This window comes from Stenotrophomonas sp. Steno-Z1 (assembly GCF_056393175.1).
Window position 1 is genome coordinate 1 of sequence record NZ_JBWJPB010000017.1, and the last position, 2,153, is coordinate 2,153.

The 2,153-nt window shown below is 66.0% G+C and carries 1 protein-coding gene; it reads right to left on the minus strand.

Annotated elements, in window-relative coordinates; genetic code table 11:
• On the minus strand, window positions 1-1,990 hold a 1,990-nt coding region (locus tag AC06FD_RS20385; protein ID WP_478078727.1), incomplete at its 3' end, for a beta strand repeat-containing protein.
• Window positions 1,991-2,153 lie beyond the last annotated feature (163 nt).

A 2,153-nucleotide genomic window follows, 5' to 3' on the forward strand; every position in this document is an offset into this window, starting at 1 on the left:
GCAGGGTGCCCGCGCTGAGTTGCACGGTGCTGGCATAGGCGTCGCCGAAGATGATGTCGCCTTGAAGTTCCGATGCGGTTGCTTGGACGTGGGTCGTGCCACTGCCGATCGCGCTGGCACTGTCATCCGATGCCAGCAGGATGCCAGCGCCACTCCATGCCTTTACCCCGCTGAGGTCGATGGTGGCGTCGCCGTCGACCTGCATGGCAGTCCCCTGGTCGGCGCTGACCAAGGTATTGGCAAGTGCTGCATTGCCGCCGGCCTTTACGACCAGGCTCGACGCGTCATTGCCGGTGGCGACCAGCATGCCGCCGGTGCTGGTCAGACTGCCATCTTCCACGATGGCGGCATGCGAGCCGGTGCCGTGGGTCAGCACACGGGTGTCGGTCGCGTTGATGGCGCCATCATGCTCGGCCAGCAGTCCAACCGAATTGGCGCCACGGACCTCGATGTCGGTGCCGGTCAGGTTGACCGTGCCGTCACGCAGAACCGGCAGATAGCCGGCATAGCCAGCGACTACGCCGTAGGCATCGTCGGCGGTCATCAGCACGCTGCCTCCAGCCATGTCGATCTGCGAGCCGGCCGAGTAGGCGAGCAGGCCGATTGCACCCCGCTGCTGGACCTCAATGGTAGTGTCGGCAAGGCTGGCATGCCCGCCGGTGCTGGCCCACACGCCGGTGGCATGCGGACTGGGCGTGTTGGGTGTTACTGCGGACTGGCGCACCAGGATGCTGCCACCCTGCACCGTCGCCGTGGAGCCGCCGCCGACCAGGAGGCCGCGCCCACCCAAGGCTTCGATCGCGGTGTTCGCCACGGTCACGCTGCTGCCCTCCAGCGCGGTCACGCCGTCCTCGGCCTGGATGCTGCTGTTGGACACCGACACATTGGCGCCATCGGCCAGGATGCCCATGCCCAGGCGCACGTCGGGTATCGCACCTTCGGGGCCATACACGGTGTTGGTGTACAGATTTTCGATGCGCACGTTGTCCAGGACGATGGTGGCGTCATCCTGTGCGGTTACCGTGGCCAGCCGGTCGGGCGAAGCGGTGTTGCCCATCGAGCCGTAGCTTTTCAGGGTACCGCCGTCGTGCGAGATGCTGCTGCCGGCGCCGTTTGCCAGCAACGCGGCGGCGCCGCTACCTTGCGTGGTGACGTCCACGCGCAGCGCAGAGACCTTGCCTCCCATGGTGGCGCTGATGCCATGCGCAGCGGAACCAGCGGTCTCGATCCTGGTGTCGACCAGGTCGGCCCGGCCATCGTTGATGGCGGTCAGCCCAACCGATCCGGTGCGGATGACGCTGTCGCGCATGGTGGCCTGCGCACCGCTGCCGCCCACCCACACACCGCGACCACGCGCTGCCTGCACGGTGGTCCCGTCGAAGCTGACGGCGCCGCTTGCGCCCGCATCGCTGACGCTGCCAACGATGGCACCCAGCGCTGCGCCCCGGACATCGATCACGGTGCCGTTGCCGTTCGCATCCCGACCGACGTTGATGACGCCGTTGCCGGAAGCACGCAGGCCGTCCGCGCTGGTGTTGGTAGTGATCACCGAGCCGCCGTTGAAGTTCACTACCGACCCTTCGCCGGAAGCCACGAAGCCACGACCATTGGCCCCGGTTGTCACGATCGACACGCCGCTGGCGTTGATCACGCCGGCGGCATTCGCCGCGAGGCCGGCACTGACGTAGCCGCTCGTGCTGACCGTGGCATTGGTGAGATTGATCAGACTGCCGGCACCTGTGGCATTGGCGCCATTGGCTTCATCGCCGGTCGTGGCCAGCGTGACCTGATCGGCATCGACGCTGCCACCGTTGATGGCCTGCACGGCGTGGCCCTGGTAACCGGCCGCGCCGTCATACGTGTCGTTGGCGATGTCAAGGTGCACGCCATCGGCGACCACTGGCAATGCCGCCAAGGCACTGCCGCTGGCGAACATGGCACTGGTAACCGCGAGGGAGAGGACATGGTGCTTCAAGGTGTGCTGCTTCATGGCAAGCGGACTCGGTATGGCTGGAAAGTGCGCGCATCATCGTCACTCCCGTCCTGCGTCTGTATCGAAATCCTTCGATTTGTCGGGAAGAAAAAATGCATGTCGTTCGCAGCTGCATTCGCGCGATGTCGCGTATGGCGCGGATACGCGACGGGCGCCCTTC